At 57.1% G+C, this 21,904-nt stretch carries 21 protein-coding genes; 10 read left to right on the top strand and 11 right to left on the bottom strand.

Annotated features, from left to right (window positions below; all coding sequences use genetic code 11):
- Positions 1–608 precede the first annotated feature (608 nt).
- Entirely contained in the window at positions 609–2,330 is a 1,722-nt protein-coding gene (locus H7R56_RS14875) for a hypothetical protein (protein WP_182928292.1), read from the bottom strand.
- Between the two features lie 414 nt (positions 2,331–2,744).
- Here H7R56_RS14875 and H7R56_RS14870 point away from each other — a divergent pair, with 414 nt between their 5' ends.
- Both H7R56_RS14870 and ymdB read left to right on the top strand, forming a co-directional pair.
- Positions 2,745–3,053 carry a hypothetical protein gene (locus H7R56_RS14870; protein WP_106926252.1) on the top strand — a complete coding sequence of 103 codons (309 nt, stop codon included), beginning with the start codon at positions 2,745–2,747 and terminating at the stop codon, positions 3,051–3,053.
- Positions 3,054–3,123: 70 nt separating this feature from the next.
- Positions 3,124–3,681, top strand: coding sequence for an O-acetyl-ADP-ribose deacetylase (gene ymdB / locus H7R56_RS14865; protein ID WP_106926254.1), 558 nt, complete (start codon positions 3,124–3,126; stop codon positions 3,679–3,681).
- On the opposite strand, the gene mdoC is transcribed toward ymdB, so the two are convergent.
- Positions 3,678–4,838, bottom strand: coding sequence for a glucans biosynthesis protein MdoC (gene mdoC, locus H7R56_RS14860; RefSeq protein ID WP_106926256.1), 1,161 nt, complete (start codon positions 4,836–4,838; stop codon positions 3,678–3,680). The genes ymdB and mdoC overlap by 4 nt on opposite strands.
- Before the next feature lie 254 nt (positions 4,839–5,092).
- Here mdoC and mdoG point away from each other — a divergent pair, with 254 nt between their 5' ends.
- The 3 genes from mdoG to H7R56_RS14845 all read left to right on the top strand — a co-directional run bounded on the left by mdoG (position 5,093) and on the right by H7R56_RS14845 (position 9,559).
- Entirely contained in the window at positions 5,093–6,646 is a 1,554-nt protein-coding gene (gene mdoG, locus H7R56_RS14855) for a glucans biosynthesis protein MdoG (protein ID WP_106926258.1), read from the top strand.
- Positions 6,639–9,167, top strand: a complete 2,529-nt coding sequence (gene mdoH / locus H7R56_RS14850; protein WP_106926260.1) for a glucans biosynthesis glucosyltransferase MdoH — start codon at positions 6,639–6,641, stop codon at positions 9,165–9,167. Before mdoG ends, mdoH begins: the two co-directional genes overlap by 8 nt.
- 164 nt (positions 9,168–9,331) lie before the next feature.
- A complete protein-coding gene (locus tag H7R56_RS14845) occupies positions 9,332–9,559 on the top strand; it encodes a YceK/YidQ family lipoprotein (protein ID WP_106926607.1) in 228 nt (75 codons plus the stop codon).
- Here H7R56_RS14845 and H7R56_RS14840 read toward each other — a convergent pair whose 3' ends face one another.
- The 3 genes from H7R56_RS14840 to H7R56_RS14830 form a co-directional block, all read right to left on the bottom strand.
- Positions 9,560–9,934 (bottom strand): MysB family protein, encoded by a 375-nt coding sequence (locus H7R56_RS14840; RefSeq protein WP_106926262.1) that lies wholly within the window; start codon positions 9,932–9,934, stop codon positions 9,560–9,562.
- Between the two features lie 106 nt (positions 9,935–10,040).
- Positions 10,041–11,258: a multidrug efflux MFS transporter MdtG gene (gene mdtG, locus H7R56_RS14835; protein WP_106926264.1), complete on the bottom strand. Its 1,218-nt coding sequence runs from the start codon at positions 11,256–11,258 to the stop codon at positions 10,041–10,043.
- A 123-nt stretch (positions 11,259–11,381) separates the two neighbouring features.
- Positions 11,382–12,302, bottom strand: coding sequence for a Kdo(2)-lipid IV(A) acyltransferase (locus tag H7R56_RS14830; RefSeq protein WP_106926266.1), 921 nt, complete (start codon positions 12,300–12,302; stop codon positions 11,382–11,384).
- 223 nt (positions 12,303–12,525) lie between these two features.
- On the opposite strand from H7R56_RS14830, the gene H7R56_RS14825 reads away from it, so the two are divergent.
- The gene (locus tag H7R56_RS14825; protein WP_106926268.1) at positions 12,526–13,587 is read left to right on the top strand and encodes an oxygen-dependent tRNA uridine(34) hydroxylase TrhO; all 1,062 of its coding nucleotides are present in this window, start codon (positions 12,526–12,528) and stop codon (positions 13,585–13,587) included.
- On the opposite strand, the gene H7R56_RS14820 is transcribed toward H7R56_RS14825, so the two are convergent.
- The 6 genes from H7R56_RS14820 to H7R56_RS14795 all read right to left on the bottom strand — a co-directional run bounded on the left by H7R56_RS14820 (position 13,584) and on the right by H7R56_RS14795 (position 17,596).
- Positions 13,584–13,697: a YceO family protein gene (locus tag H7R56_RS14820; RefSeq protein ID WP_106926270.1), complete on the bottom strand. Its 114-nt coding sequence runs from the start codon at positions 13,695–13,697 to the stop codon at positions 13,584–13,586. The genes H7R56_RS14825 and H7R56_RS14820 overlap by 4 nt on opposite strands.
- Before the next feature lie 46 nt (positions 13,698–13,743).
- Positions 13,744–14,862: an N-methyl-L-tryptophan oxidase gene (gene solA / locus H7R56_RS14815; RefSeq protein WP_106926272.1), complete on the bottom strand. Its 1,119-nt coding sequence runs from the start codon at positions 14,860–14,862 to the stop codon at positions 13,744–13,746.
- Between the two features lie 136 nt (positions 14,863–14,998).
- Positions 14,999–15,253, bottom strand: coding sequence for a biofilm formation regulator BssS (gene bssS / locus H7R56_RS14810; RefSeq protein WP_106926274.1), 255 nt, complete (start codon positions 15,251–15,253; stop codon positions 14,999–15,001).
- A gap of 274 nt (positions 15,254–15,527) precedes the next feature.
- On the bottom strand, positions 15,528–15,773 hold the full coding sequence (gene dinI, locus H7R56_RS14805; RefSeq protein ID WP_106926276.1) for a DNA damage-inducible protein I: 246 nt from the start codon (positions 15,771–15,773) through the stop codon (positions 15,528–15,530).
- A 71-nt stretch (positions 15,774–15,844) separates the two neighbouring features.
- A complete protein-coding gene (pyrC, locus tag H7R56_RS14800; RefSeq protein WP_106926278.1) occupies positions 15,845–16,891 on the bottom strand; it encodes a dihydroorotase in 1,047 nt (348 codons plus the stop codon).
- A gap of 144 nt (positions 16,892–17,035) precedes the next feature.
- Positions 17,036–17,596 (bottom strand): lipoprotein, encoded by a 561-nt coding sequence (locus tag H7R56_RS14795; protein WP_106926280.1) that lies wholly within the window; start codon positions 17,594–17,596, stop codon positions 17,036–17,038.
- A 414-nt stretch (positions 17,597–18,010) separates the two neighbouring features.
- Between H7R56_RS14795 and rimJ the strand changes: the two genes are divergently transcribed.
- From rimJ to murJ, 4 genes are all read left to right on the top strand, one after another.
- A complete protein-coding gene (gene rimJ / locus H7R56_RS14790; protein ID WP_106926282.1) occupies positions 18,011–18,595 on the top strand; it encodes a ribosomal protein S5-alanine N-acetyltransferase in 585 nt (194 codons plus the stop codon).
- Positions 18,596–18,604: 9 nt separating this feature from the next.
- Entirely contained in the window at positions 18,605–19,255 is a 651-nt protein-coding gene (locus H7R56_RS14785; protein ID WP_106926284.1) for a YceH family protein, read from the top strand.
- Between the two features lie 5 nt (positions 19,256–19,260).
- Positions 19,261–20,184: a Gfo/Idh/MocA family protein gene (locus H7R56_RS14780; RefSeq protein WP_106926286.1), complete on the top strand. Its 924-nt coding sequence runs from the start codon at positions 19,261–19,263 to the stop codon at positions 20,182–20,184.
- A 173-nt stretch (positions 20,185–20,357) separates the two neighbouring features.
- Positions 20,358–21,893 (top strand): murein biosynthesis integral membrane protein MurJ, encoded by a 1,536-nt coding sequence (gene murJ, locus H7R56_RS14775; RefSeq protein WP_106926288.1) that lies wholly within the window; start codon positions 20,358–20,360, stop codon positions 21,891–21,893.
- The last annotated feature ends 11 nt before the right edge of the window (positions 21,894–21,904 follow it).

The following is a 21,904-nucleotide window of genomic DNA, read 5'->3' as shown; positions in this document are numbered from 1 at the left end:
TGTTATGAGATCGCCACGCCAAACTGGTATGCATACTCATCCATATAGCATCGAGTCACTCAGTATTATCGGTGTGGTAAACATAATGCAGCTTTCCTTCGATATTTCTAACATGGCGGGGTGGTTTGTTTTCAAAAGTATGATGAGCTAACCGAATACAGATAAATGGGATGCGGTCTGCACTACGGGTTTTATTTAAATTCGTGGCGAGGATTATTATACCATCAAATACTGTGCGTAATCTTTTTCAGATTGTGCCGGGCAGCTATCAACTTATTTTTGGCCATTATTTTCTTCTTTCGACATTCTCTGCGATAACGGATTGAAAAAAAGACCATTATCTGCAGATTGGCTTTTATCTATATCGTCAGAATGCTAGGTCATTTATCAATGGGTGTCGTGATTATCACCAGTTCTATTTTGTTTATATTGCAAAATAATCGATTGTTACGGCAATAGCATACAGCAACTTATAACGTGTGAAAGGGTTCATCATGAAAATGAAGCAACTCGCCATAATTATGGCGCTCACCGTTTTATACCCTGCGACGACTATATATGCCGTAGCTGCAGGTGAGAATGGTAATAACGACAACCGCGGTCAAAATTCAAATAACCGGGGGAATGGCAACGACAACGGAAATGGCGGAAACGGTCAGGATAACGGTCAGGGTGGAGGCGGCAATAGCGGCAGCGACCATGGAGGCGGCGGCAACGGCGGTGGTGGCAACGGAGGCGGCGGCAACGGCGGTGGTGGCAACGGAGGCGGCGGTAACGGCGGTGGTGGCAACGGAGGCGGCGGTAACGGCGGTGGTGGCAACGGAGGCGGCGGTAACGGCGGTGGTGGCGACCATGGAGGCGGCGGTAACGGCGGTGGCGGCGACCATGGAGGCGGCGGCAACGGCGGTGGCGGCAATGGAGGCGGCGGCAACGGCGGTGGCGGCAATGGAGGCGGCGGCAACGGCGGTGGCGGCAATGGAGGCGGCGGCAACGGCGGTGGTGGCAATGGAGGCGGCGGCAACGGCGGTGGCGGCAACGGAGGCGGCGGTAACGGCGGTGGCGGCAATGGAGGCGGCGGTGGCAACGGAGGCGGCGGCAATGGAGGCGGCGGTAACGGCGGTGGCGGCGACCATGGCGGTGGCGGCAACGGCGGTGGCGGCGACCATGGCGGTGGCGGCAACGGCGGTGGTGGCGACCATGGCGGTGGCGGCAATGGAGGCGGCGATAATGGCGGTGGTGGCCAAGGCGGTGGCGATCACGGCGGTATGGGTGGTGGCCAGGGCGGCAGCGGCGGCGATCACGGCGGTATGGGTGGTGGCCAGGGCGGCAGCGGCGGCGATCACGGCGGTATGGGTGGTGGCCAGAGCGGCGGCGACGGTGGCGATCACGGCGGTATGGGTGGTGGCCAGGGCGGCAGCGGCGGCGATCACGGCGGTATGGGTGGTGGCCAGGGCGGCAGCGGCGGCGATCACGGCGGTATGGGTGGTGGCCAGGGCGGCAGCGGCGGCGATCACGGCGGTATGGGTGGTGGCCAGGGCGGCAGCGGCGGCGATCACGGCGGTATGGGTGGTGGCCAGGGCGGCAGCGGCGGCGATCACGGCGGCATGGGTGGTGGCCAGGGCGGCAGCGGCGGCGATCACGGCGGTATGGGTGGTGGCCAGGGCGGCAGCGGTGGCGATCACGGCGGTATGGGCGGTAATGGCGGCGGTCAGGGTCATAACCCGTTCGGTGGTCATGATAACCACGGTGGCAACGGCGGCGGCAACCAGGGCGGTGGTGATAACCACGGCGGTATGGGCGGCGGTCAGGGTCATAACCCGTTTGGCGGCCATGGTAATCACGGTGGCAACGGCGGCGGTGGCAACCAGGGCGGCGGTGATAATCACGGCGGTATGGGCGGCGGCCAGGGTCATAACCCGTTTGGCGGTCATGGTAATCACGGTGGCAATGGCGGCGGTGGTAACCAGGGCGGTGGTGATAATCACGGCGGTATGGGCGGCGGCCAGGGTCATAACCCGTTTGGCGGTCATGGTAACCACGGCGGTAATGGCGGCGGTGATGATAATCATGGCGGCGGTCACCACGGCGGTAACGGCGGCGGCGATGATAATCATGGCGGCGGTCACCACGGCGGAAACGGCGGCGGCGATGGTAACCATGGCGGTGGTCACCACGGCGGAAACGGCGGCGGCGATGATAACCATGGCGGTGGTCACCACGGTGGTAACGGCGGCGGCGGTAACAACGGCGGCGGTAACAACGGCGGTGGCAACAATGGCGGCGGTAATAACGGTGGCAGCAATGGTGGTAGTAACGTCGGCGGGGTTCAAACAACCAGCGGAATTACGGGCACCACGGTGACGACGACCGGAAGACAATCAAGCGGCAACAACGGCGACAGGTCGCGCTCCGGCTTGTGCAACCAACCGGGTGCTATTGGCTGTAACTTCCGCTAATTGAGCGATAACGCTTTATCGTTAACAAAGCATCAAGACAGATCGTTAGTAAAAGGCCGTAACCCAAGCGTTACGGCCTTTTTTTGTCGTTTGCACGGCAGGCATAAAGTATATGGTTCAGTTGCCGATAATGAGTCTAACTATATAAATTTTCTATATAAAAAGAGATTGCAATTGGCAGGCTTGGTTACTATTGTAAACATAATGTTTACAAAATGTGCTAACTAACCATTTCTGCTTCGGGACAGATCCTGCTCAGGGACGATCTCAGATAAACGGGGAGTTACCATGCAAACATTTACGCGCATTTTCATTCCGATCGTTTCACTGCTGTCTGTTTTTACAACCGGAGCGCTGGCGGCAAACAGCGGTGTTATCCATTTCCGTGGGCAGATTGTCGAATCCCCCTGTGATTATCAAACCCTACCGGGCAAAGTGGGGGTCAGCTGTTATCAGGATGGAAAAACCCGGCACCAGTCGGTTCCCATCCATACGCTGCTGGACGGGCGGCAGTTCGTGAATGAAAAAAGCACCGCCAACCTGCGCTGGATTGATAAGGATAAAAAAACAGCAGTCCTCACCGTGGAATACAAATAGCCGAAACGAAATGACGAGTCGTGTTGTCTATGGTAGATAATCGATTTGTCTGAGTGAGAGGATAGTAAGCATGGCCGAACGAATTCAGGTGCTGCAGGGGGATATCACCACCCTGGAGGTGGATGTTATCGTCAATGCAGCCAACCCTTCGTTAATGGGCGGTGGCGGCGTTGATGGTGCGATTCATCGCGCTGCCGGGCCGTCGTTACAGGAAGCCTGCGCGGTTGTGCGTCAGCAGCAGGGGACCTGTCCGACGGGGCATGCGGTGATTACGCATGCGGGAAACCTGAAAGCAAAAGCCGTGATTCACACGGTCGGGCCGGTGTGGCAGGGGGGCGGTGAGCAGGAAGCATCGTTGTTACAGCAGGCGTATTATAACAGCCTTCAGCTGGCGCTGGATAATGGCTATCACACGCTCGCCTTTCCGGCGATCTCAACGGGCGCTTATGGCTACCCGCTGAAGGCGGCAACGGAAATCGCCGTCAGCACGGTGGCGGCATTTTTGACCCGCCGTAGCCTACCGGAGACGGTCTATTTCGTGTGCTTTGATGACGCGACCACCCGGTTGTATCGGGAGGTACTTGGCCAGACGAGAATCCCCGTTCTGGCCAACGATGCGAACACTTAGTGGCTGGCAGCCTGGGTTTTCGTCACCTTTTGCTGCGGTTTACCGGAAAACAGGAAACGCAGCAACGGGATACGCAGGTGAATTTCATAGAGCACCAGCGCACAGCCGACCACAAAGACCAGCCCCGTCAGGAAGCCGAGTGAGTTTGAGCTGATGCTCGGCATAATCCATGCGCCATAGAACAGCGTTAGCGGATGGTGTACTAAATAGATAAACAAGGAAGCATTCACGAAATAGGTCACGCGGGCAGACTGGAAGTTGAGCATGCGGTGACCGAACGAGAACACGACGTTCACCATCCACAGCCCCAGCACCATCGTAATCAGGTATTCCGTTTCATACATCCATGCGTCGCCAGAACCATAGTGCTGGTTCAGGCGGTAGGCGATAAAGCCGAGCAGCGCCGCGACGATGCACCACGGTGACGGGGTGGTGAACAGGGTTTTGAGCTTTGGATGAATAAAGGCCAGCGCGCCCAGGATAAAGAACGGCACGTAAAATAGCGTCTGCATCACTACAAAGTTGAACAGCCCATCGCTCAGAATCGGCGGATAGACGATGAAAATGGTGCGACGGATGGCGGCGTAGAGCAGGCCAAGCAGCAGAAACATGACCGTCAGTTTGCCCATCGTCATGTTATCGAAAAGATCCGCGCGACGGCGCGTCTGGCGACGGCGCATAAAGCGGAAGGCCATAATCCCGAGCGTGGTGAGCACCACCAGCACAAGCAGGAACCACAGGTGTGACACCAGCTCCCAGGCCAGCGTATTATATTTTTGGTAAAACGTCAGCGTATGCCACGTTTCCGTCTTACCCTTAACGTATTGCAGCATCAAAAATTGCGGCAGCGTGAGCAGCGGAATGGCGGTTAGCATCGGGATACCGACCCGTTCCACGCGAACTTTCCACCATTTTTTCAGCGGGTAACGCAGAAAAAGCATGTAGGAAAAGTAGCCGGAAATGACAAAGAACACCTGCATGCGAAACGCGTGCACAAAATCGTTAAACAGCGTCAGCCACCATGACGGCGTCGGGCTGTTCATATGCCAGGTGTGGGTCGAATACAAAAGTGAGATGTGAAAGGGGATCCCCAGCAGCATCAGCCAGGCCCGGATCGAGTCGAGAAAATATTCACGCTGTGCGGGTTTGTTATTCATAGGGTTAGGTACGATTCTCAGACTAATCGCCTTACAGCGTAAGGTGATAAAGTTTACATTCGTTGGCAACCCTACACGAACTCTGGTTACCTGTCTCCAGGATAAGCACGCAAAGTGCAAAGCGCAGTTAACAGTTGCTTACTCGATAAGCCACCGCGCTCAACAATACGGGGATTATGTTGTCGGATAGCTTGAATTTCCAGTAAAATGGATCGGATCGATTTAAGCACACAAAGGGGGAAGTGCTTAGTTATATGAAACAGAAACCACAGATGATGAAACTGCGTTGGTTAGGCGCAGCCGTAATGTTGTCCCTGTGTACTTCATCTGCATGGGCATTCAGTATTGATGACGTTGCAAAGCAGGCTAAAACGCTGGCGGGCAAGAGCTACGAAGCGCCAAAAAGCAACCTGCCTTCCGTCTTCCGCGACATGAAATACGCGGACTACCAGCAAATCCAGTTTAATCACGATAAGGCATACTGGAGCAAAGTTAAGACCCCGTTTAAGCTCGAATTCTACCATCAGGGTATGTATTTCGACACGCCGGTGACGATTAATGAAGTCACGGCAACCTCCGTGCGCAAAATTAAGTACAGCCCGGACTACTTCACGTTCGGCGACGTTCAGCATGACAAAGATACCGTGAAGGATCTTGGCTTCGCGGGCTTCAAAGTGCTGTACCCGATCAACAGCAAAGACAAAAACGACGAAATCGTCAGCATGCTGGGCGCTAGCTACTTCCGCGTGCTGGGTCAGGGCCAGGTTTATGGTCTGTCCGCTCGCGGTCTGGCGATTGATACCGCCCTGCCGTCCGGCGAAGAGTTCCCGCGTTTTCGCGAATACTGGATCGAGCGTCCGAAAGCGACCGACAAGCGCCTGACGATTTATGCGCTGCTGGATTCCCCGCGCGCGACCGGTGCTTACCGCTTCGTGGTGATGCCGGGCCGCGATACCGTGGTTGACGTACAGACCAAAATTTATCTGCGCGATAAAGTCGGTAAACTGGGCGTCGCGCCGCTGACCAGCATGTTCCTGTTCGGGCCGAACCAGCCTTCGACCACAACCAACTATCGCCCGGCGCTGCATGACTCTAACGGTCTGTCTATTCATGCCGGTAACGATGAGTGGATCTGGCGTCCGCTGAACAACCCGAAACATCTGGCCGTCAGCAGCTATGCGACCGAAAACCCGCAGGGCTTTGGCCTGTTACAGCGTGGCCGCCAGTTCTCTCGTTTCGAAGATCTTGATGACCGCTACGATCTGCGCCCAAGCGCCTGGATCACCCCGAAAGGCGATTGGGGCAAAGGCACCGTTGAGCTGGTAGAGATTCCGACCAACGACGAAACCAACGATAACATCGTTGCATACTGGACGCCGGACAAGCTGCCGGAAGCCGGTAAAGAGATGAACTATAAGTACACCATCACCTTCACCCGTGACGAAGACAAACTGCACGATGCGGACAGCGCATACGTGATGCAGACGCGTCGCTCCACCGGTGATGTGAAGCAGTCGAACCTGATCCGTCAGCCGGACGGTACGCAGGCGTTTATCATCGACTTTACCGGCGCGGATATGCGCAAAATGCCGCAGGACACGCCGGTAACGGCGCAGGCCAGCATCGGTGATAACGGTGAAATCGTTGAAAACAGCGTTCGCTACAATCCGGTGACCAAAGGCTGGCGTCTGACGCTGCGCGTGAAGGTGAAAGATCCGAAGAAAACCACTGAAATGCGCGCTGCGCTGGTCAACGCTGACCAGACGCTGAGTGAAACCTGGAGCTATCAGCTGCCTGCAAATGAATAAGACAACGAAGTATATCGACGCACTGTCGCTTACGGATGCAGAAAAAGCGGCGCTCCCGGACACGACGCTGCGCGCCGTGCACGAAGCGCTGGATGACGAGCATCAGGCTTTTCCACGCGATGACGACACGCCGCTGGCGTCCGTGAAGGCGCGTCTGGAAGAGGGCTGGCCGGACTCCCTGGGCGGCGAGCAGCTTATCAAAGACGACGAAGGGCGCACGCAGCTGCAGGCGATGCCGAAAGCAACGCGCTCTTCTATGTTCCCGGACCCGTGGCGGACCAACCCGGTCGGCCGCTTTTGGGATCGTCTACGTGGTCGCGATGTCACCCCGCGCTACCTGTCTCGTCTGACCAAAGAAGAGCAGGAGCATGAGGCGAAATGGCGTACGGTGGGTTCGTTACGCCGTTACACCCTGTTGATCCTGACGCTGGCGCAGACCGTCGTCGCCACCTGGTATATGAAGACCATCCTGCCGTATCAGGGCTGGGCGCTGATTAACCCGGCCGATATGGTCGGGCAAAATCTGTGGGTCTCCTTTATGCAGCTGCTGCCATATCTGCTGCAAACCGGGATTCTGATCCTTTTCGCCGTGCTGTTCTGCTGGGTCTCCGCCGGTTTCTGGACCGCGCTGATGGGCTTCTTACAGCTGCTGATAGGTCGCGATAAGTACAGTATTTCTGCGTCAACCGTTGGCGATGAGCCGCTAAATCCAGAGCACCGGACGGCGCTGATCATGCCTATCTGTAATGAAGACGTCTCTCGCGTCTTCGCCGGCCTGCGTGCGACCTGGGAGTCGGTGAAAGCCACGGGCCAGCAGAAGCACTTCGACGTGTATATCCTCAGCGACAGCTACAATCCGGATATCTGCGTTGCGGAGCAAAAGGCCTGGATGGAGCTGATTGCCGAAGTGCAAGGGGAAGGGCAGATCTTCTATCGCCGTCGCCGCCGTCGCGTGAAGCGTAAAAGCGGTAACATCGATGATTTCTGTCGTCGTTGGGGTAACCAGTACAGCTATATGGTCGTGCTGGACGCTGACTCGGTGATGTCCGGCGACTGCCTGACTAACCTGGTGCGCCTGATGGAAGCGAATCCGAATGCGGGGATCATCCAGTCTTCGCCGCGCGCTTCCGGTATGGACACCCTGTACGCGCGCTGCCAGCAGTTTGCTACCCGCGTCTACGGGCCGTTGTTTACCGCCGGTCTGCACTTCTGGCAGCTCGGTGAATCGCACTATTGGGGGCACAACGCCATCATCCGCGTGAAGCCGTTTATCGAGCACTGCGCGCTGGCGCCGCTGCCGGGCGACGGTAACTTTGCCGGGTCGATTCTGTCGCATGACTTTGTTGAAGCCGCGCTGATGCGTCGCGCAGGGTGGGGCGTATGGATCGCCTACGACCTGCCGGGCTCCTATGAAGAACTGCCGCCGAACCTGCTGGACGAACTGAAGCGTGACCGCCGCTGGTGTCAGGGTAACCTGATGAACTTCCGCCTGTTCCTGGTGAAAGGGATGCACCCGGTTCACCGTGCGGTGTTCCTGACCGGCGTGATGTCCTACCTGTCTGCGCCGCTGTGGTTTATGTTCCTGGCCCTGTCGACCGCACTGCAGGTGGTTCACGCCCTGACCGAGCCGCAGTACTTCCTGCAGCCGCGTCAGCTGTTCCCGGTATGGCCACAGTGGCGTCCTGAGCTGGCGATTGCGCTGTTTGCATCGACCATGGTGCTGCTGTTCCTGCCGAAACTGCTGAGTATCATCCTTGTATGGTGCAAAGGGTCGAAAGAGTACGGCGGTTTTGTGCGCGTGACGATCTCTCTGCTGCTTGAAGTCCTGTTCTCTGTGCTGCTGGCGCCGGTACGTATGCTGTTCCACACCGTGTTTGTGGTCAGCGCGTTCCTCGGCTGGGAAGTGGTCTGGAACTCGCCGCAGCGTGACGATGACTCTACGCCGTGGAGCGAAGCCTTTATGCGTCATGGTTCTCAGCTGCTGCTGGGGCTGGTATGGGCGGTCGGGATGGCGTGGCTGGATCTGCGCTTCCTGTTCTGGCTGGCGCCGATTGTGTTCTCGCTGATCCTCTCGCCATTCGTGTCGGTGATTTCCAGCCGTTCCACTATGGGGCTGCGCACCAAGCGCTGGAAGCTGTTCCTGATTCCGGAAGAGTACAGCACGCCGAAAGTGCTGGCCGATACCGAAGCCTATCTGGAACAGAACCGTGCGCGCGTGCTGGACGATGGCTTTATGCACGCGGTGTTTAACCCGTCGTTTAACGCCCTGGCCACGGCGATGGCCACCGCGCGTCACCGCGCGAGCCACGTGCTGGAGATCGCTCGCGATCGCCACGTCGAGCAGGCGCTGAACGAAACGCCGGACAAGCTGAACCGCGATCGTCGCCTGGTACTGCTGAGCGACCCGGTCACGCTGTCGCGAATGCACTATCGTGTTTGGGCCGCACCGGAGAAATACTCCTCATGGGTGGCCGAGTACGATAAGCTGACGCTGAACCCGCTGGCGCTGAAAGCCAAATAGCGCGGCGCTTCTCTGGCGTCGGTGTTGTGCCTCGTCCGGGCTGCCGGTTAGTAGCCCGGGCAAGTGTGGCACCGCCAGAGAGGGCTCTGAGCCATTGTTTGCCGCAAAAAATACCGGCCATCAAGCCGGTATTTTTTTGTCTGTTTAATGAGGAGAATGACGTGATAAGAATCATACTGGTTGCCGCCATGGCGATCGTGCTCAGCGGATGCGGTAGTATTATCAGTCGAACGATCCCCGGGCAGGGCCACGGAAACCAGTACTATCCGGGCGTGAAGTGGGACCTGCGCGACTCTGCCTGGCGCTATGTCACCATCATCGATCTGCCGTTTTCACTGGTGTTTGACACGCTGCTGCTCCCTATTGACGCCAGCCATGGCCCCTACGAGTAGCTAGCGTTCATCCCATTCATCCGCGGCGGTCTGCCCCTCTTCCGTATCGAGAGAGGGCTCCAGCTGGTATTCGCCTTCGTCCCACTCGTGCAGCGTGTTTTCCTCCAGCCACTCCTGACGCAGTTCTATCTCATCAAAATCGCCGTCAAACACGCTCTGCGCGGCTTCACCGCTGAGCATAGGCAGACACTCTCCTTCACCGTCTTCATCGGCGAAGAACTCGGCCTGCCACATGATGTCACCGTCTTGTAAAACGTACTTTTGCATATTGAACTGCTGTACGTCCGCTTCACTCTCCTCAAGACCAGGGTTATCGGCGAGAAAAGTTTCGCGTGCCGCATCAATAGCTTCTTCGAGCGTGGCGTATAAAGTCATCTCAACTCCCTGCAATTTGACGTGGTATTTAGGGAAATAATAGCTGAAGTTTTCGGTTGTACACGCCCTGCGCGATGTTTTCATACTCAGCGCAGGGCAGGGATGACTAGGGGCGGGAGGGCTCGGGGCTACGGCGCAGGCTAAAACCGGTATAAATAGCGTTAAACAGGACCACCGTGGCGGTGACGCAGAATACGGCGCGGAAACCGTAGTTGGCCGACACCGCGGCGCCGATTAGCGGCCCGGTGACGTTACCGATATCGCGGAACGACTGGTTATAGCTGAATATGCGCCCGGCGATCTGATTACTGGAGTTATAGACCAGCAGCGTTTGGACGGCCGGCAGCAGCGCGCCGTCAGCGGCACCGAGCAGAAAACGCAGAATGCCAAGCTGCAGCGGGTTTTGTACAAACGACATGGGAATCAGCAGCAGCACGGAAACGATCAGCGCGGCAATCAGAATTTTTTCTGGCCCAATACGATCGCCCAGCTTGCCTAACCGCGGCGCGCAGATCAACGCCGCCACGCCGGGTACCGAGGCTATCATGCCGCTGACAAAGGCAATATCGCTGATGTTACCCGCTAAATCGCGGACGTAGAGCGTCAGAATGGGGGCAATCGAGCCGGTCGCCACCTGAATAATCAGCGTGGTGACGAACAGGCTGAGCACCAGTTCGCGGTTTTTCAGCGAACCAAACACCTCTTTGACGTGCAGCATCTCTTTTTTGGACACCGGCGTGAACTGTTCGCGGATGAAAAACAGCGTCAGCACAAAGCAGATAAACAGCACGGTAGCGGTCATAAAGAACACCGGACGCAGACCATAGTTATCGGCCAGAAAGCCGCCGGCCAGCGGCCCGAGCAGCGCACCGCTGACGGCGCCGGTGGACAGCGTGCCCAGCGCCCAACCGCTCTTATGGCGTGGAATTTGCGTGGCGATCAGCGCATTGGCGTTGGGAATAAAGCCGCCAAGCAGGCCGAGCAGCGCGCGCAGAATCAGAAACTGCCAGATATTCTGCGCCATCCCCATCAGCAGCATGACGATAGCCATGCCTAGCGCCGAGCGCAGCAGCATGATTTTACGCCCCTTGCGGTCGGCTAATCCGCCCCACAGCGGCGAGGCGATAGCGGAAAACAGGAACGTGATGCTGAATACCAGGCCAGACCACATGTTCAGCGCGCCATGTCCGGTCACGCCAAGCTGTTCAACGTAAAGCGGGAGGAAGGGCATGACGAGGCTGAAGGCGGCGCCGGTTAAAAAACAGCCTAGCCAGACGACAGCGAGGTTACGCTTCCAGTTAATGGGGGCATCTGAGGGTTGCATAAGGTTCCGCAGGAAAAAGGGTGTATTTGTAAGCCTGCTAATTATGCGCCTGTGTTCATATCACCGCAACGCGAAGGGCTTTTAAAGCTAAAACGCGCGCGGTCGGGGACCGCGCACGGGGGATCAGTAGCGAGAAGGAACGCCTTCCGGGCGGGTTTTAAAGCGTCGGTGCAGCCACATATATTGCTCGGGGGCCATCATGATGCATTTCTCAACGACGGTGTTCATCCACGCCGCGGTAGTTTCAGCATCATCGAGCGGCGGATTACACTCCGGTTCAAGGATGATCAGCTCATAGCCTTTACCGTCCGGCTTACGACGCGGTACGAACGGTACCACGCAGGCCTTTGACATTTTGGCCAGCATCCAGGTGCCGGAGGTCGTCGCGGCGTCTTTAACCGCAAACAGCGGTACAAACACGCTGGCGCGCGGGCCGTAGTCGTGATCCGGCGCGTACCAGATAATCTCGCCGTTTTTCAGCGCTCTGATCATGCCCTTCAGATCCTTACGATCGATCATGCTTTTATTCGAGCGCATGCGGCCCCAGGTCTGCAGCCAGTCAAGAACCGGATTGTCGTTTGGCCGATAGACGCCGATCCCCGGGTTCTGGATACCGAACATACGGGCACCCATTTCGAGGGTCAGGAAATGGATACCGATCAGCAGAACGCCGCGCCCTGAATCCTGCACGCTGCGAATGTGTTCGAGGCCGCTGGCGTCCATCCAGCGATTGATGCGTTTAGTCGGCCAGAACCAGGCGATGCCGGTTTCCATCACGCCCATGCCCACGGACTCAAAATTCTTTACCACCATTCGGTGACGCTCGGCCGCGCTCATTTCCGGGAAACAGAGCTCAAGGTTGCGATAGGCAATTTTCGCGCGGCGCTTCATCAAGCGCATGGCCAGATGCCCCATGGCGTTGCCGAGGCGATAGATGACCGGATACGGCAGTTGAACAACCAGCCAGAGCAGGCCAATACCCAGCCAGGAGGGCCAGTAGCGGGGGTGCAGCAGCGCAGCGGTGAACTTAGGTAACTGGGTCATGTGTTTCCTGTTTTTACGAGCAACGGGTTCTATTGTCGCACTATTTTTCCCTCAACCAAAATGCGGGGGGCGCAAGTGGCGCTATTTTAGGCAGAGTTTTTACGCGCCAGGATTAATGGTGATGAAAATGTAGCGCAAAATGTGGGGATGTAAATTAACGATGATTGCTATATCATGCGCCCCGATCATAACTCTCCATTCTCTTTTGCAGGATAAGAACACCATGCCAGTGTTGCATAACCGCATTTCGAATGAGACGCTGAAAGCGCAAATGCTGGCTGAAACCGAGCCGCGCACCACCATCTCATTCTATAAATATTTCACCATCGTCGATCCAAAAGCGACCCGCGATGCCCTCTACATTGCGCTGACCGAACTGAAGGTCTTTGGTCGCATCTATCTCGCCCATGAAGGGATTAACGCCCAGATAAGCGTGCCGGCAAGTCAGGTCGGAAGCCTGCGTGAGCGTCTGTACCGCTTCGATCCGGCGCTGAAGGACCTGCGTCTGAACATCGCGCTGGATGATGACGGCAAATCCTTCTGGGTGCTGCGTATGAAGGTGCGCGATCGTATCGTGGCCGACGGCATTGACGATCCGACCTTTGACGCCAGCGACGTTGGCGATTATCTGAAGGCGGCGGAAGTGAACGCCATGCTTGACGATCCGGATGCGGTGTTTATCGATATGCGTAATCATTACGAATATGAGGTAGGCCATTTCGAACAGGCGCTGGAGATCCCGGCGGACACCTTCCGCGAACAGCTGCCGAAAGCCGTTGAGATGATGCAGGAACATAAAGATAAAAAGATCGTGATGTACTGTACCGGCGGTATTCGTTGTGAAAAAGCCAGCGCATGGATGAAACACAACGGCTTTAAGCAGGTGTGGCATATTGAAGGCGGAATCATTGAATACGCCCGCCGCGCTCGCGAGCAGGGGCTGCCGGTGCGCTTTATTGGCAAGAATTTTGTCTTTGATGAGCGGATGGGCGAGCGTATTTCCGATGAGGTCATCGCGCATTGCCACCAGTGCGGAACGCCGTGCGACAGCCACACCAACTGTCTTAATGACGGCTGCCATCTGCTGTTTATCCAGTGCCCGGCCTGTGCCGAGAAGTTCGAAGGCTGCTGCAGTGAAGTGTGTCAGGAAGAACACAAGCTGCCGGAAGAGGAACAGCGTCAGCGCCGCGCCGGCCGTGAAAACGGCAATAAGATCTTTAATAAATCGCGCGGCCGTCTGAATACCCGTCTGGGGATCCCCGACCCCCAGACGCATAATGACTAGCTGAAATAGAGCCAGAGAAGGTCGGCGATAGCCAACAGCATCGATAGCGTCAGATAGAGCATCAGATGCTCGCGAATATTGTTGACCAGAAAGTAGAACAGACGGCGCATAGTCATTCCTGCTAAACGGCCCCGCATCGTCGGGGCCGTTGCTATTTTAGCGGTTAAAGCGGGTGAGGGCGAAGGGACTTAAGTCGAATGCCGGGGCTTGCTGCTGCGCAAACTGCGCGGCAATTTCGCCCAGCACGGTGGCAAACTTAAATCCGTGACCGCTGAGACCGCCGATAAACAGCACATCGGGCTGGCCCGGCAGGGTATCAATAATAAAATCTTCGTCTGGCGAATTGTCATAGGTGCAGGCTGCTCCGTGCAGACAGCCGCCGATACCCGGCAGAATCTGACGCAGGAAGCTAAATGCCTCCGAGCCGTCGGTGGCTACTGCGCCAAACGCTTTACGTTCTTGCGGCTGGTGAATCAGCTGGCCACCGTTGTGCTTACCTATCTTCAGTTCGTTGTCGACGGCCGGAAAACCGTAGAACTGATCGCCGTTCGGCAGCTCGCCGGTGAAGGCCGGGAAGTTATTTTTTTGGCTGTAGCGGCCGTCGGCCTGAAACCAGGCAAAAACCTTACGTACCGGCTGAATCGGCAGCTCAGGGTAAAACTGCTTTACCCAGGTCCCGGCGGTCAGCAGCAGTTTTTTACCTCGCCAGCTACCTTCGGCGGTGTCAATCGTCACGCCGTCAGCATCGCTGTGAATCGCGGTGACCGGGCAGTTAAACAGCTGGGCGCAGCCAGCCTCTTTGGCCATGGCAATCAGCGTTTTGACCGCCAGCTCGCTTTTCAGTACGCCAGAACCCGGCTCGAAAATAGCCCGGTAATGGGCGGGTACGGTAATCTCCGGCCAGCGGGCCATCAGCGCGTCGGCATCAAGCTGCTCTACCTCGAGGTTAAACTGTGCGGCGCTGTGGGCCACGGTGCGCAAAAATTCGGAATCAGCAGGGCCAAGATTGACCACGCCGCTGCGCTCGAACAACGGCTCGCCGCTGACGGCGGCCAGTTCGTCCCACAGCGCCTGGGCACGCAGCACCAGCGGAACATACTTCTCGCCTTCGCCGTAGGCATGACGCATCAGGCGGGTGTCGCCGTGGTGGCTGCCTTCATGATGAGGCGGCATATGGGCGTCGGTCATCAGAACGTTCAGGCCCGCTTTACGGGCGTAATATCCAGCCGCGGCACCAACGGAGCCGCTGCCCAGAATAATGAGATCGTATTGCATAGTCTTTCCTGACGCGATAATAAGGCTGAAATCTGTGTTTTGTAGAGTAATTAAGCCACAGTTGTTATACAAGCGTGAAAACAAGAAAGGCACCCTAAGGTGCCTGTTTGCCCGAAATCGGCGGAAAGTATCGGCGTTAGTGCCTGCGATACTCGTTGACCTGGTAATCGCCAGATTCAATTTTGGCAATCACGGCTTCCAGTATGGAAATAAACTGACGTGCGACGTCCGTGGTTAGCCACAAGGTCTGGCCAACTTCTGCCTCTTTGCTGCTCGATTGATTGGGGTCTTGGTAGTGCAGGCGCAACATCAGCGCATCATAGCTGTCTACGGTGCTGATGTCCCATCCGACGAGGGGATGGGTCTGGATGACTTCATTATTCTTTTCCATCATAACCCCTTATTTACGTGTTAAAAGGCAACAACTCTCGAGGTTTAATGCAATTTTTTGTGAAGCTTTATCAGTATACAACACTTCAATAAATACTCGAGAATCGAAATCAAAAGCAACATAAATTCCTGAGTTAGCGGCCTGTTTGCGCAATAAACGACCATGTCGGCCATTGTTTTGCCGCTAATGTAAAAAGTGGGGATGGATCACAAAAAAACAAGCGGGAAGATAAAAAAAGCCGGGGCGACCCGGCAAAGACACAATGAGGGAAAAACTAATCGGTGATGAACCAGTCGTCGGCGCTTTCCCAGGTTTCCTGGAGGATTTCGCTGATGCGGTCTTTGTCTTCTTTAATGCCGCCGATCACGGAAAGGTTATTGTTGGCCGCATAGCGCACGCTGACGGCGCCATCACGGTCCGGAAATTGAGAGTTGATACGGCGGGAAAGTTCGTTGGCCAGCGCGTCTAAGGCGCCTGCCGGCAACGCGGTGGTTTTTGCAATAGTGACTTCAATGCGCATAATTGCCCCCTGTGTAATATACTGTATATTTATACAGTCACTCGCGAATATTTACAACAGGGGGCGTGATTTTATTTTTTTACCGTCCAGCGCAGCGTTTCCCCGGCGAGGAACGGCACCAGGGTGTCATCGCTCAGGGCGATGCTTTCGGCGACCTGGCTTTCTTCGCGCACTAGTTCGACGTAGCTGTCGTTCACCGGCAGGCCGTAGAAACGCGGGCCGTTGAGGGAGCAGAAGCCCTCAAAGTGCGATAAGGCATTCATCTCTTCAAACACCGTCGCGTAGCTGCCCAACGCGGTCGGCGCATTAAAGCAGCCGGCGCAGCCGCAGCTGGCTTCTTTACGATGGCGAGCGTGGGGCGCGGAGTCGGTGCCGAGGAACGCGCGTTCAAAGCCGCTAGCGACCAGCTCACGCAGCGCCTGCTGGTGAATATTACGCTTGAGAATCGGCAGGCAGTACAGATGCGGGCGCACGCCGCCGACCAGCATATGGTTACGGTTAAACATCAGATGCTGCGGTGTGATAGTGGCGGCAAGCAGATCGTTACCGTCGCGCACGTACTCGGCGGCATCTTTGGTGGTGATATGCTCAAACACCACTTTCAGGCCCTGCAGGCGCTGGCGCAGCGGCTCCATGACGGTGTCGATAAAGCGCGCTTCCCGGTCGAAGATATCGATGTCCGCGTGGGTGACTTCACCGTGCACCAGCAGCGGCATACCCAATTTTTCCATGCGCTCAAGCACCGGCATAATCGCATCGGTGCTGGTGACGCCGTGGCTGGAGTTGGTGGTGGCATTGGCCGGGTACAGCTTGGCGGCGGTGAATACGCCTTCGTTAAAGCCGCGCTCCAGCTCATTCGGATCGAGAGTATCGGTCAGATAGCAGGTCATCAGCGGCGTGAAATCGTGCCCGGCGGGAACGGCGTCGAGAATACGCTGGCGGTAAGCGATCGCGGCGTCGACGGTGGTAATCGGCGGAACCAGGTTCGGCATGATAATTGCGCGGCCATACAGCTCACTGGTATACGGTACAACCGTTTTCAGCATCTCGCCGTCGCGAAGATGGATGTGCCAGTCGTCTGGGCGGCGAATTTTCAGAACTTGCGGTAGTGCGGTCATGTAAGGCTCCGGCTGGTGGGATATCAGTCATTTTTGCCGGGCACTAAGGATAAGCGGAAACGTTTTCCTTTGCATCCTTTTCTGTAAAAAATAACGCGGGGAGGGTGATGCCCGATACGCGATCGGGCATACGTGGCACGAGGCTTAATTGGTGAACGGGATGATAATTTCGCCCGGCTTGACTTCAATGCCCTTGGCGTATTTCTTCGCCAGCGCTTCGCCTCTGCTGGCGTCTTCTTTCAGCACATAGGCCGGCTGCTGGTTAAAGTAGGTACGCAGGGACTGGTTGAGATACGGGATTAACGTCTGCACGACTGACTGCATTTTCTCTGGCGTCACTTTGGCATCCACCACTTCCATTTCCTGCAGGTAAATGGCTCCCTGCTCCTGGTTAAACACCGGCAGCGCCTTCAGCGTCAGCGCGATGTTGGCTTTCTGGCTGCCAAACAACGAATTCAGGTCCAGCTTCGCATCGCCGCTGAGGGTCACTTTATTGGGCTCTGCGCGGCCAATCGCACTGGTCAGATTGTTAAGGACGATATGGGCGTCGGCGACGCCGGGGACCCCGATATCTTTGGAGAAGTTATTCCGTTTTTGCAACGCCTGGTTAATCTCCTGCTCGCTGACGGAATACTGCGTCAGCTGATTGCAGCCGACGACCAGACCGCTGACGATCAGGGCGGCAATGACAAACAATTTTTTCATGGGGTTCCTCAACGTAAAGCGTTGTATGCATCCTGACATAAAGCAGCATACGCTGTCAGTAGGTCTCTGACAGCGGAAAATACTGAAAGTGCCGCCGACGGACAAAATGGCTGAGGCCGTGGGCCGCGAAACGGCGTGAAAGCGGTCGCGTACGCCGAACAATAACGCCACGAGACGGGGCACCGATGACAAAAAAATCGCCGCTGCATTTTATCACATTTCTCAATTGCTTAGCCGCAGAGGCCCGGCCAGGAGAAACATCTTCATTTTCCGCGCTATCTCACCTTTTCACGTATTGCCAGCGGTAACCCTTTTTTATCACAATGCAAAAAGACAGCGTGTTGTTTTCATTGGCTGCCGTCAGGCAGGTATAGTGAAATGACCAGGGTATAGATTGGGTACAGGAGTAGTGAGATGTTTGGCTATCGCAGTAATGTGCCGAAAGTGAGGTTAACGACGGACCGGCTGGTTGTTCGGCTGATCCATGACCGCGACGCATGGCGTCTGGCGGACTATTACGCCGAAAATCGGCAGTTTTTAAAACCCTGGGAGCCCATTCGCGATGACAGCCACTGCTACCCCTCCGGGTGGCAGGCGCGCCTGTCGATGATTAATGAATTCCATAAGCAGGGCACGGCCTTTTATTTTGCGCTGCTCGACCCGGAAGAGAAGGAAATTATCGGCGTAGCCAATTTCTCCAACGTGGTGCGCGGTTCATTTCACGCCTGCTATCTCGGTTACTCGATTGGCCAGAAATGGCAGGGGCAGGGCATGATGTACGAAGCGCTCACCAGCGCCATTCGCTATATGCAGCGCACGCAGCATATTCACCGCATTATGGCGAACTATATGCCGCATAATCAGCGCAGCGGGAATCTGCTGGCGCGCCTTGGCTTCGAAAAAGAAGGTTATGCGAAGGACTACTTATTGATTGACGGCGAATGGCGCGATCACGTGCTGACCGCGTTAACCACCCCACAATGGACGCCTGGCCGCTAAGGAAAAACGATGAAATACCAATTAACACCTCTTGAAGCTCGAGTGATCGGCTGTCTGCTGGAAAAGCAGGTCACCACGCCGGAGCAGTATCCGCTGTCCATTAACGCCGTGGCGACGGCCTGTAACCAGAAAACCAACCGCGAGCCGGTGATGACGCTCAGCGAAGCCGAGGTGCAGGAGCAGCTCGATACCCTGGTGAAGCGCCATTATTTACGCACGGTGAGCGGCTTCGGCAATCGTGTGACCAAATACGAGCAGCGTTTTTGTAACTCTGAGTTCGGCGATCTGAAGCTCTCCTCCGCGGAAGTGGCGCTGGTCACTACGCTGCTGCTGCGCGGGGCTCAAACCCCTGGCGAGCTGCGCGGTCGCGCCCAGCGGATGCACGAATTTGCCGATATGGCGGAAGTCGAAAGCACCCTTGAACGGCTGGCAAACCGCGAGGACGGCCCGTTTGTGGTGCGCCTGCCGCGCGAGCCGGGTAAACGTGAAAGCCGCTACATGCATCTGTTCAGCGGCGAGGTCGACCTCCAGACTGCGGCGGTTCAGAGCGACGCGTCGGCGGTCGATGACGATCTGCGCGCGCGCGTTGAGGTGCTGGAAGGTGAGGTTGCCGAACTGAAACAGCGGCTGGATTCACTGCTGGCGCATTTAGGGGAGTAATCAGCATGGCGAAGATTCGCATTGGCGTCGTTGGGCTGGGCGGAATCGCCCAGAAGGCGTGGCTGCCGGTCGTCAGCGCGGCGACCGACTGGACGCTGCAGGCGGCGTGGTCGCCGGGCAAAGAGAAAGCGCTGAAGGTGTGCGAAGCCTACCGAATGCCGTATGCCGACTCGCTGGCGTCGTTGGCGGCCCAGTGCGACGCGGTCTTTGTGCATAGCTCTACCGCCTCGCACTACGCGGTGGTGAGCGAGCTTCTCAATGCCGGCGTTCACGTCTGCGTGGATAAGCCGCTGGCCGATAAGCTCGACGACGCCGAACGCCTGGTGGCGCTGGCGGCACGTAAAAATCTGACCCTGATGGTGGGCTTTAACCGTCGCTTCTCGCCGCTGTATCGCGAGCTGAAAAAGCGCGCGGGAGAGATGTCTTCGCTGCGCATGGATAAACACCGTAGCGACAGCGTCGGGCCGCACGATCTGCGCTTTACCCTGCTTGATGATTACCTGCACGTGGTCGACACCGCGCTATGGCTGGCGGGGGGCAGAGCGAAGCTCGGCGGCGGCGTTCTGCACACCACCGACGAAGGCTGTCTGTTCTATGCTGAGCATCACTTCAGCCAGCCGGGTCTGCAAATCACCACCAGCATGCACCGCCGCGCGGGCAGCCAGCGTGAGTCAGTGCTGGCGGTCGCGGACGGTGGTCTGTACGACGTGATCGACATGCGCGAATGGCGCGAGGAACGCGGCGCGGGCGTGGTGACCCGGCCGATTCCCGGCTGGCAAACCACGCTTGAGCAGCGCGGTTTTGTGGGTTGCGCGCGACACTTTATCGAATGCGTGCAAAATCAGACCGTTCCGGAAACGGCGGGAGAGCAGGCCATCCTGGCGCAGCGTATCGTTGAAGGGCTGTGGCGTGAGGCGATCCGCGAGTAGGACGTGCCGTAGGCCGGATAAGCGCAGCGCCATCCGGCACCCTATGGCACATGACCGGAGCAATCCACTGTAACAACTGGCAGTAGCAATTCATCCCGAACCCGGTAGACTAACGCCACTTTTTTAGCGCTCATCCATCGGGCGCTCGTTCCGGTTTGTGGAATCACAAGTTAATGAACCTATTAAAATCGCTGGCAGCCGTCAGCTCGATGACAATGTTTTCGCGCGTGCTGGGTTTTGCGCGCGACGCGATTGTGGCCAGGGTGTTTGGTGCCGGTATGGCAACCGACGCCTTTTTCGTGGCGTTTAAGCTGCCGAACCTGCTGCGCCGTATCTTTGCCGAAGGCGCTTTTTCCCAGGCATTCGTGCCGATTCTTGCCGAATACAAAAGCAAACAGGGCGAAGAGGCCACGCGGGTCTTTGTCGCCTATGTCTCCGGGCTGCTGACGCTGGCGCTGGCGATCGTCACCGTGCTCGGGATGCTGGCGGCGCCGTGGGTGATCACCATTACCGCACCGGGCTTTGCCGATACCGCCGATAAGTTTGCGCTGACCACGCAGCTGCTGCGCATTACCTTCCCGTATATCCTGCTGATCTCGCTGGCTTCGCTGGTGGGGGCCATTCTGAACACCTGGAACCGTTTCTCGGTGCCGGCCTTTGCGCCGACGTTCCTCAATATCAGCATGATAGGCTTTGCGCTGTTTGCCGCGCCGCACTTCCATCCGCCGGTGCTGGCGCTGGCGTGGGCGGTAACGGTCGGCGGCGTGCTGCAGCTGGCCTATCAGCTGCCGCACCTGAAAAAAATTGGCATGCTGGTGCTGCCGCGTATCAGCTTTAAAGATGCTGGCGCGGTGCGGGTGGTGAAACAGATGGGGCCGGCGATCCTCGGCGTCTCGGTCAGCCAGATCTCACTCATCATCAATACCATCTTTGCTTCGTTCCTCGTCTCGGGCTCCGTGTCGTGGATGTACTACGCCGATCGCCTGATGGAGTTCCCCTCCGGCGTGCTGGGCGTGGCGCTGGGCACCATTCTGCTGCCGTCGCTGTCGAAAAGTTTCGCCAGCGGCAACCACGATGAATATTGCCGCCTGATGGACTGGGGGCTGCGTTTATGCTTCCTGCTGGCGCTGCCGAGCGCCGTGGCGTTGGGTATTCTGGCTAAACCGCTCACCGTAGCGCTGTTCCAGTATGGCAAGTTTACCGCCTTTGACGCGGCCATGACTCAGCGCGCGCTGGTCGCCTACTCGGTTGGCCTGATGGGGCTGATTGTGGTGAAGGTGCTGGCGCCGGGCTTTTACTCGCGTCAGGACATTAAAACGCCGGTTAAAATTGCCATCGTGACGCTGATCATGACCCAGGTGATGAACCTGGCGTTTATCGGCCCGCTTAAACACGCCGGGCTGTCGCTGTCGATTGGTCTGGCAGCCTGTCTGAACGCTGCGCTGCTGTACTGGCAGCTGCGTAAGCAGAAAATCTTCACGCCGCAGCCGGGCTGGGGCGCGTTCTTAGTGCGTCTGGTGGTGTCGGTGCTGGTCATGGCGGCCGCGCTGCTCGGCATGATGTACGTAATGCCGGAGTGGTCTCTGGGCACCATGCCATATCGTCTGCTGCGCCTGCTGGGCGTGGTGGTGGTCGGCGTGGTGGCCTATTTTGCGACGCTGGCGATTCTGGGCTTCAAGATTAAAGAGTTTGCGCGCCGGACGGCGTAATGAAGGGGCAC

It is taken from the genome of Klebsiella sp. WP3-W18-ESBL-02 (assembly GCF_014168815.1).
Classification (GTDB): Bacteria; Pseudomonadota; Gammaproteobacteria; order Enterobacterales; family Enterobacteriaceae; genus Kluyvera; species Kluyvera ascorbata_B.
Note: the sequence above shows the minus strand (reverse complement) of the source record. Positions and strands in the feature narration are given on the sequence as shown.

What these genes read in the sequence shown, in the direction of transcription:
- H7R56_RS14870 (WP_106926252.1), top strand. Translation starts at nt 2,745, where the DNA reads ATGCAAACATTTACGCGCATTTTCATTCCGATCGTTTCACTGCTGTCT.
- ymdB (WP_106926254.1), top strand. Translation starts at nt 3,124, where the DNA reads ATGGCCGAACGAATTCAGGTGCTGCAGGGGGATATCACCACCCTGGAG.
- mdoC (WP_106926256.1), bottom strand. Translation starts at nt 4,838, where the DNA reads ATGAATAACAAACCCGCACAGCGTGAATATTTTCTCGACTCGATCCGG.
- mdoG (WP_106926258.1), top strand. Translation starts at nt 5,093, where the DNA reads ATGAAACAGAAACCACAGATGATGAAACTGCGTTGGTTAGGCGCAGCC.
- mdoH (WP_106926260.1), top strand. Translation starts at nt 6,639, where the DNA reads ATGAATAAGACAACGAAGTATATCGACGCACTGTCGCTTACGGATGCA.
- H7R56_RS14840 (WP_106926262.1), bottom strand. Translation starts at nt 9,934, where the DNA reads ATGACTTTATACGCCACGCTCGAAGAAGCTATTGATGCGGCACGCGAA.
- mdtG (WP_106926264.1), bottom strand. Translation starts at nt 11,258, where the DNA reads ATGCAACCCTCAGATGCCCCCATTAACTGGAAGCGTAACCTCGCTGTC.
- H7R56_RS14830 (WP_106926266.1), bottom strand. Translation starts at nt 12,302, where the DNA reads ATGACCCAGTTACCTAAGTTCACCGCTGCGCTGCTGCACCCCCGCTAC.
- H7R56_RS14825 (WP_106926268.1), top strand. Translation starts at nt 12,526, where the DNA reads ATGCCAGTGTTGCATAACCGCATTTCGAATGAGACGCTGAAAGCGCAA.
- H7R56_RS14820 (WP_106926270.1), bottom strand. Translation starts at nt 13,697, where the DNA reads ATGCGCCGTCTGTTCTACTTTCTGGTCAACAATATTCGCGAGCATCTG.
- solA (WP_106926272.1), bottom strand. Translation starts at nt 14,862, where the DNA reads ATGCAATACGATCTCATTATTCTGGGCAGCGGCTCCGTTGGTGCCGCG.
- bssS (WP_106926274.1), bottom strand. Translation starts at nt 15,253, where the DNA reads ATGGAAAAGAATAATGAAGTCATCCAGACCCATCCCCTCGTCGGATGG.
- dinI (WP_106926276.1), bottom strand. Translation starts at nt 15,773, where the DNA reads ATGCGCATTGAAGTCACTATTGCAAAAACCACCGCGTTGCCGGCAGGC.
- pyrC (WP_106926278.1), bottom strand. Translation starts at nt 16,891, where the DNA reads ATGACCGCACTACCGCAAGTTCTGAAAATTCGCCGCCCAGACGACTGG.
- H7R56_RS14795 (WP_106926280.1), bottom strand. Translation starts at nt 17,596, where the DNA reads ATGAAAAAATTGTTTGTCATTGCCGCCCTGATCGTCAGCGGTCTGGTC.
- rimJ (WP_106926282.1), top strand. Translation starts at nt 18,011, where the DNA reads ATGTTTGGCTATCGCAGTAATGTGCCGAAAGTGAGGTTAACGACGGAC.
- H7R56_RS14785 (WP_106926284.1), top strand. Translation starts at nt 18,605, where the DNA reads ATGAAATACCAATTAACACCTCTTGAAGCTCGAGTGATCGGCTGTCTG.
- H7R56_RS14780 (WP_106926286.1), top strand. Translation starts at nt 19,261, where the DNA reads ATGGCGAAGATTCGCATTGGCGTCGTTGGGCTGGGCGGAATCGCCCAG.
- murJ (WP_106926288.1), top strand. Translation starts at nt 20,358, where the DNA reads ATGAACCTATTAAAATCGCTGGCAGCCGTCAGCTCGATGACAATGTTT.